Raw genomic sequence first — 7,065 nt, forward strand, 5'->3', positions numbered from 1 at the left:
GATGGGCTCGGTCCGCACCGCGCGCACGCTCCTCAAGGTCAACCAGAAGAACGGCTTCGACTGCCCCGGCTGCGCCTGGCCCGAGGGCGACCACCGCGGTGCTCGCCGGCCGCCCGGCCAACCGGGAGCCGCTCGCCGAGGCGGGCCGGCTCTTCGGGCGCCTGGCCCATCTCCTGGACGCCGTCGAGGACCAGGCCCGCGACGACGCGGCGGGCGCCTGGAACCCGCTCACCGCCACCGGCACCTCCCGCGGGGAGGCACGCCGCCTGGCCGACGACGCGGTGCGCGGCATCCGGCTCGCCCTGCGGGACGTGGACTTCGAGGACGGGCGCCTCGCACACGTGCTGCTGGTGCACGAGACGCGCGTGGCGGTGGACCGGGCCTTCGGCGCGGCGGGTTGCGCGCACGGTGCGCCGCCGGCGGACGGCGCGCCCGCGAAGGGCGCGGGGGGCCCGGCCGGCGCCGTCCGCGCCGGGGGGCCGGCCGGACCGAGGGCGCCGCAGGATCCGCGCGCTCCCGGCGGCCCCGGGGCGCCGGGGGAGCCGGACGTCCCGTGGGTGCCCGACCGCCCGCTGCCGCCGAAGGACCCCGAGGGGCCCGGGAAGCCGCGCCCGCCGCGCAAGCGGGGGCTCCTGGCGGGGTGCGCGGTGGCCACCGGCCTGTGCTGCACGTGCCGGACCTGCTGCGCGAAGGAGTACGAGGGGCCCTGGTCGGGGCAGCGGCAGGAGGGTGTCTGCCGGGACGGGGGCTGCGACGACTGCTGCGACGGCTGTCAGGGCTGCGGCGACTGCCTCCAGTGCTGTTCTTGTTGCGATGGTTGCGACGGATGTGACGGCTGCGACTGCGATTGCGGCTGCTGAGGGCGGACGCTGCCCGCGCCTGCCGGCACCGCGCCGCCGGAGCGTCGAAGGACGCGCGCGGCTCGCGCGGCGGCGGGCGCTCCCGGCGCCGGGCACTCCGTGCCGGGAGGCGGCCGACGGCCTCGGAACGGGCGGCGGCGCGCCCTGCCCGGGAGCGAGGCGTCGGCCCGCTTCGAAAGAGGCGCGGACGGGGTCGGGGCCGGACCCGTACGGAAAAAAATCAGGGACCCGGCGGGGGAGGAATGCGCCCGGCGGCCTCCCGCACGCCTCGTGAAGCGGAAGCACCCGGCCGCCCGGTGCGCGGAGGGCCGGTGCCCGGGGCCGCCCGCGGGCGCACGCTCAGGAAGAGGCGGTTTTCGGAACTCCGCCGCCGGGTCCCGGCGTGCCGCCTCTCACCGTCCGCGACGTTCGCGAACCGGAACCGGTCTGGAGGCTTCCGCTGCATGTGGGGGCCGCGGTCCGGTGTGGTCCGTTCCACAGGCGAGTCCCGGACCAGGGGTTGTGTGCTACTCGCGGGTTTCGCCATAGTGGTCGGCCACATCCTCCGTGCCGGGGCACCCCACATGCACCGGTACGGTCCCCCACAGGAGGCCCGTTCATGAAAAACGGTCAGCACCGGCGCATGTCCCGAAAGCGCGCGGCGGTCGCGGGAGGCGCCGTCATAGCCCTGGCGGTGGCGGGCATAACGTTTCAGACTGCGAATGCGAGCGAGCCGGCACCGGGGCCCACGGTCAGGGTCCTGACCCCGATGGCGGCCGGAAAACTCTCCTCGTCACTCGTCAAGGACCTCGGCTCCGACGACGCGGCGGGCTCGTACTACGACGCGAAGACGAAGTCGCTCGTGGTCAACGTGCTCAACGGCGACGCGGCGGACACCGTGCGCCGCGCCGGCGGCCGGGCGAAGGTCGTCGCGCACTCGCTGAGCGAGCTGCGCGCCGCGACGAAGACCCTGTCCGGCACCGCGTCCTCGGTGGGCGGTACGTCCTGGGCCATCGACCCGGTCACGAACAAGGTGGTCGTCACGGCCGACCGCACGGTCAGGGGAGACGCCCTCGCCAAACTGACCGGCGCGGTGAAGGACCTCGGCGGCAAGGCTCAGCTGAAACGATCCGCCGGGCAGTTCAAGCCGTTCATCGCGGGCGGCGACGCCATCGAGGGCTCGGGCGGCCGCTGCTCGCTCGGCTTCAACGTGGTCAAGGAGGGCCAGCCCTACTTCCTGACGGCGGGTCACTGCACGCAGGCCATCTCCGACTGGACGGACGCCCAGGGCAACGAGCTCGGCTCGAACGCGGGCTCCGACTTCCCCGGCCACGACTACGGCCTCGTGAAGTACGCGTCCTCCGGCACCGCGCACCCGAGCGAGGTCGACCTGTACGACGGCACCACGCAGAAGATCACCGGCGCGGGCGCGGCGACTGTCGGCATGAACGTGACGCGCAGCGGATCCACCTCGCACGTCCACGACGGCACGGTGACCGGCCTGGACGCCACGGTCAACTACGGCAACGGCGACGTCGTCAACGGGCTGATCCAGACCGACGTCTGCGCCGAGCCGGGCGACAGCGGCGGGTCGCTGTTCTCGGGCAGCACGGCGGTCGGCCTCACCTCGGGCGGCAGCGGTGACTGCACCTCCGGCGGGGAGACCTTCTTCCAGCCCGTCCCGGCGGCGCTGTCCGCCTTCGGCGCCGAGATCGGCTGACGCGGGTCCGGCGCGGGAACGCACCGCGCCCGCGGGGCCGGTCGGGGAGCTGTGCGCTCCCGGGCCGGCCCCTTCGCGGGAGTTGCCAGGCACCCGCGGCGCGATCAGGATGGGGTCACCACCCACCTCCCGGCCGCCCGGTCGGCGGCCAGCGACGGAGGCGCCCCGTGGCGAGAACCGCGAAGCAGCCGTCCGGCGGCCCGGAGCGCGCGCCGGACCGCGCCGTCCCCCGCGCCCGCGCGGAGGCGGGGGAGCCCGTGAGGCTCGCGAAGCCGGGGAATCCCAGGGACCCGGCACAGCGGGGGAAGTCCGCGAACGGCGGGCGGCCGGCGAAGGCGCGGAAGCCGGCCGGGGCCGCCGGCGGCGGCAAGAGGGCCGGGTCCGCGAACGGCCGCCGCCCCGGCACGCCGGGGAAGCAGGCCGGGTCCGCGAAGACCGTGGCGCGCCGCAGGGGAGGAGGGGCCCGGCCTCCCGGCCTGCGCCGCCTGCTGGGCAGAGGGGTGGGGGTGGCCGTCCTGGTGCTGCTGTTCCTGGGGCTGTTCGGCGTCGGGGTGCAGAAGCTGGTGTACGCGGCGGGCTGGGCCGGGACCGCGGGAACGATGAAGGTCACCTCCTGCCACGACGAGGGCAGTTCGGACGCGTCCTCCTGGGTCTGCTCCGGCGTCTACCACTCCGGCGACGGGCGCGCCGTCGATCCGGGCGCCCGCGTGAAGCCTCCCGGCAACGAGACGGGCCGCACGATCGACGTCCGCTCCATGTCCGGCCACGACTACTCCGCCACCGGCGGCTTCGCCCTCGTGACGCCGCTCGCCCTGATCGGCTGGGGCGGCCTCCCGCTGCTGGGTGTCCTGTGGGGCGGCCGCGCCGCGCTGCGGCGCTGGATCGAGGACGTACGGGCGGCGCGGGAGCGGGCCGGGAGGGCTCCCGGGCGCCGGGGCGCCCCGTCCTGAGCCTCGTGTCCTCGTCCCGGGGCGGCGGTCCGGACGCCGCCGGGGCCCGTTTCGCGCACTCCTTCGCGGACCACCGCGCGGGCCCCTGGGAGGGGGTCGGCGCGATGTCTCGTCCAGGTCCGTGATCATGGCATCCTGTGCTGCCGGTGTCCGCGTCCGCGGTGCGGCGCGAGTCCCGTGCGGGGGAACGGAGTTGCAGGGTGTCAAGAGGCCGCGTGCTGCGTGTCGCGGGATGGGTGCTGGCAGGCGTGGGGGTGCTCGTCGCGGCCGGGGGGTTCTTCGGCGTGCGGACGCACTACCGCGCGGTCATCCCGGGCGGGGCGTCGATGGAGCCCGGTCGTCCGCCGGGCCGGACCGTCCTGTTCACGAAGGGCCCGGTGGGCCGGCCGCACCGGGGTGACGTCGTGCTGATCCAGGTGCCGGGGCGCTACCGGGGAGAGCCCGTGATCCAGCGGGTGATAGGCGTCGGCGGCGACCGCGTCGCGGGCGACAGGCGCGGGCTCACCCTCAACGGGCGGCCCCTGCGCGAGCCGTACGTCCTGCACGGGGACGCGGGCGCGGGCAGTCCTCCGTACGCCGTCACCGTTCCCGCGGGGCGGCTGTTCCTCCTCGGCGACCACCGTGCCGACTCCCTCGACTCCCGCTTCTTCCTCTCGGACCGTTCCGGCACGGTGCCGGTCTCGGCCGTGCGCGGGCGGGCGGTCGAGAACCAGCGCGTCCCGCTGCTGCTGGCTCTCGGTTCGCTGCTGTCGGGCGCCCTGGTCCTGGCCGGCGGCGTGGGCTGCCTGATCGCCGGCTACGTGATGCGCGGCCGGCGCCGGGCCGGAACGCCCGCGCCGGTGCCGTGGTGACCTCGGGGGGCTCGGGGCGGCGCGGCCGGCGCCGAGGGGGCGGAGGGCGGCCGGGGCCTGCCGCTTCCGGTTGCCTCCCGTGGGCGGCCGCGCTGCGAATGTCCTGATTCTGTAACCGGGATCCGGAGAAGCCTGATGTGCACTTAATCTGCTTTTCCGCCGGGTGCGTTCGAGGCGCCCGGAATACCCGTGGGGGGTTCCGAATGTTCCGTATCCGTACTCTGTCGGCCGCCGGTGCGGCCACCGTGGCGGTGGCGGCGGGGGTGGCGCTGCTGCCGGCGCAGGCGCAGGCCGCCACCGGTTCCGTGCATCTGTACAAGATCTACTACGACAGCCCCGGCACGGACCGCGGCTCGAACACCAGCCTCAACGCGGAGTACGTGCAGATCCGCAACACCACGTCGAAGTCGGTCAGCCTCAAAGGCTGGACGCTGACCGACGCGTCGCGGCACACGTACACGTTCGGCACCTACACGCTCGCCAAGGGCAAGACGGTGACCGTCCACACCGGCAAGGGCACGAACACCACGGCCAACCGCTACCAGGGCCGGGCCGCCTACGTGTGGAACAACGACAAGGACACGGCGACGCTGAAGAAGTCCACCGGCGCGAAGGTGGACACCTGCTCCTACAACTCGACCAGGGTCGACTACAAGATGTGCTGACCGGGGCGCACCCCGCGCGTTTCGTACGGGGTCGCCCGGAGGTGTCCCGCCGCCCGCCGTCAGTCCGGGGCGGCGGGCGCCGGCCGGGAGGGCCCGGCCGTCGCCGCGCCGGGCCGGCGGCGCAGGCTCGCCACCACCAGGGTCACGAGGGTGCCGCCCACCGCCCACGCGGACAGCACCAGGAGCGGGGCGGCCACCGCGTTCCCGCGGAAGTACGCGATCGAGCGTGCCACCCAGGTGCCCGCGCCGACCGGGAGCGCCGGTCCGATCGCGCGCCAGAAGTCCGGCAGCAGCGGCAGCGGGAACGCGCCGCCCGCGCTCGGGTTGCCGCCGATCACGACCAGCAGGATCGCGATCCCGATGCCGACCACCCCGAAGACCGTCTGGAGCGCCAGCGTGGTGGCGCCCACCGCGAAGACCGTGAGCGCGCCGAGCCCCCACAGCGCCCAGACGCTGCCCGGCAGGGCGCCGAGGATCGGGCCGGTGATCACGGCGCCGAGGATGCCTCCGGCGATCGCGTAGAGGGCGGTCGTCGCGAGCCGGATCACCGCCCGCGCGCGGTTGGCGGGGCGGGCTCCGGCACTGATCGCGAGGATCGCGGCGCACAGGTAGCCGCCCACGCACCAGCCGACGACCAGGTAGAAGGACGAGAGGCCGTCGGCGTCCTGGACGGACGAGGGCGCGACGTCCTCGGGCTTCAGGGTGCGCTGCTGCTGCTGTTCGATCTGACCGAAGATGTTCAGCAGTGCGCTGGTCTCGGTCGTCCCCTGCCCGGAAGCGATCAGCAGGGTGTCCGTCGCCGCGTGCGGGTCGACGATCAGTGCCGCGTCGACGTCCCGGTTCAGCATCTGGCGCCGCGCCGTCGACTCGTCGGGCAGGACCCGGGGCGACAGCGGGCCGCCGGGCAGGTCGCGCAGCCCCGAGGCCACCTGCCGCGCCGTGCCGCCGGGCGCCACCACCGCCACCTTCACGTCGGTGGGCTTCGGGTGGTGCAGCGCCCCGACGTACGACGTGATGAACAGCAGTTGCAGCACCAGCACGCCGAATACCAGCAGCGCCGCCCGAGGTGTGACGGCCGTCTTGACCTCGTCCACGAAAGCCATGGCTCCACCGTCCGCCCGGGCGGCCCGCAGGCCCAGGTGGGAGGGGCTGAACGGATGGCCGCGGAGGGCGGGGGCGGGCCCCGGCGCGGGCGCGCGGGCCTTCCCCCGCCGGCGCCCGAGGGGCGGTCGGGGCCCGTCCCGGCGGGGCCCTCCGACATCGTTCGCACGAGCGTTCGAAACTGGTTATGGTGGTACCGGTGGGGGCGGTGTCCGGGAGGTTCAGGAGGTGGGTGTGCCGACGTTCACGCACTTGCACACCGCCTCGGGCTTCTCCCCGCGCTACGGCGCGTCCCACCCGGCGGCGCTCGCCGAGCGGGCCGCGGAGCGTGGCCTGGACGCGCTCGCCCTGACCGACCGCGACTCCCTCGCGGGCGCCGTCAGGTTCGCCAAGGCGTGCGCGGCGCAGGGGGTGCGCCCGCTGTTCGGCGCGGACCTCGCGGTGCGGCCGGCCGCACCGCAGGACGGGACGCGTGGCCCCGCGGGCGCGGCCCCACGTCCGGCTCCCTCCACCCCCTCTACCCCCTCCACCCGGGCCTCTGCTCCCTCCACCCGGCGCACCGCTCCCTCCATCCGCCCGGCGGTTCCGGCGCGCGGCGGGGCCTTCGTCGACGAGTCCGCGCCCCGCGCCGTCTTCCTCGCCCGCGACGGCGCGGCGGGCTGGGCGGACCTGTGCCGGCTCGTGTCCACCGCGCACGCCTCGGACACCGGCGCTCCGCTGCTCGACTGGGACGACAACCACGGCGACGGGCTCGTCGTCCTGCTCGGCCCCGACTCCGAGGTCGGCCGCGCCCTCGCCGCCGGCCGCCCCGACCTCGCCGCCCGGCTGCTCGTGCCCTGGCGGGAGGCGTACGGCGACGGCCTGCGGCTCGAGGTCGTGCACCACGGCCGCACCGGGACCGGGCCCGGCTCGCTGCGCCACGCCGCCCGCACCCTCGGC

6 protein-coding genes and 1 pseudogene are annotated in these 7,065 nt (G+C 75.5%); 6 read left to right on the plus strand and 1 reads right to left on the minus strand.

Going from position 1 to position 7,065, the window contains the following annotated elements; translation table 11 throughout:
* The 5 genes and pseudogenes from L1885_RS20360 to L1885_RS20380 form a co-directional block, all read left to right on the plus strand.
* A pseudogene (locus L1885_RS20360) lies at nucleotides 1-860 on the plus strand (DUF5685 family protein); the annotation flags it as partial.
* Between the two features lie 598 nt (nucleotides 861-1,458).
* Nucleotides 1,459-2,559: a S1 family peptidase gene (locus L1885_RS20365; protein ID WP_235798600.1), complete on the plus strand. Its 1,101-nt coding sequence runs from the start codon at nucleotides 1,459-1,461 to the stop codon at nucleotides 2,557-2,559.
* 167 nt (nucleotides 2,560-2,726) lie between these two features.
* On the plus strand, nucleotides 2,727-3,509 hold the full coding sequence (locus L1885_RS20370; RefSeq protein ID WP_235798601.1) for a hypothetical protein: 783 nt from the start codon (nucleotides 2,727-2,729) through the stop codon (nucleotides 3,507-3,509).
* A gap of 215 nt (nucleotides 3,510-3,724) precedes the next feature.
* Complete coding sequence (gene lepB / locus L1885_RS20375; RefSeq protein ID WP_235798602.1) at nucleotides 3,725-4,360, plus strand: signal peptidase I; 636 nt, start codon at nucleotides 3,725-3,727, stop codon at nucleotides 4,358-4,360.
* A gap of 203 nt (nucleotides 4,361-4,563) precedes the next feature.
* Entirely contained in the window at nucleotides 4,564-5,025 is a 462-nt protein-coding gene (locus L1885_RS20380; RefSeq protein WP_235798603.1) for a lamin tail domain-containing protein, read from the plus strand.
* A gap of 59 nt (nucleotides 5,026-5,084) precedes the next feature.
* On the opposite strand, the gene L1885_RS20385 is transcribed toward L1885_RS20380, so the two are convergent.
* On the minus strand, nucleotides 5,085-6,128 hold the full coding sequence (locus tag L1885_RS20385) for a DUF3533 domain-containing protein (RefSeq protein WP_235798604.1): 1,044 nt from the start codon (nucleotides 6,126-6,128) through the stop codon (nucleotides 5,085-5,087).
* Between the two features lie 232 nt (nucleotides 6,129-6,360).
* Here L1885_RS20385 and L1885_RS20390 point away from each other — a divergent pair.
* On the plus strand, nucleotides 6,361-7,065 hold a 705-nt coding region (locus tag L1885_RS20390; protein WP_235798605.1), incomplete at its 3' end, for a PHP domain-containing protein.

It is taken from the genome of Streptomyces fuscigenes, assembly GCF_021556455.1.
GTDB classification, from domain to species: domain Bacteria; phylum Actinomycetota; class Actinomycetes; order Streptomycetales; family Streptomycetaceae; genus Streptomyces; species Streptomyces fuscigenes.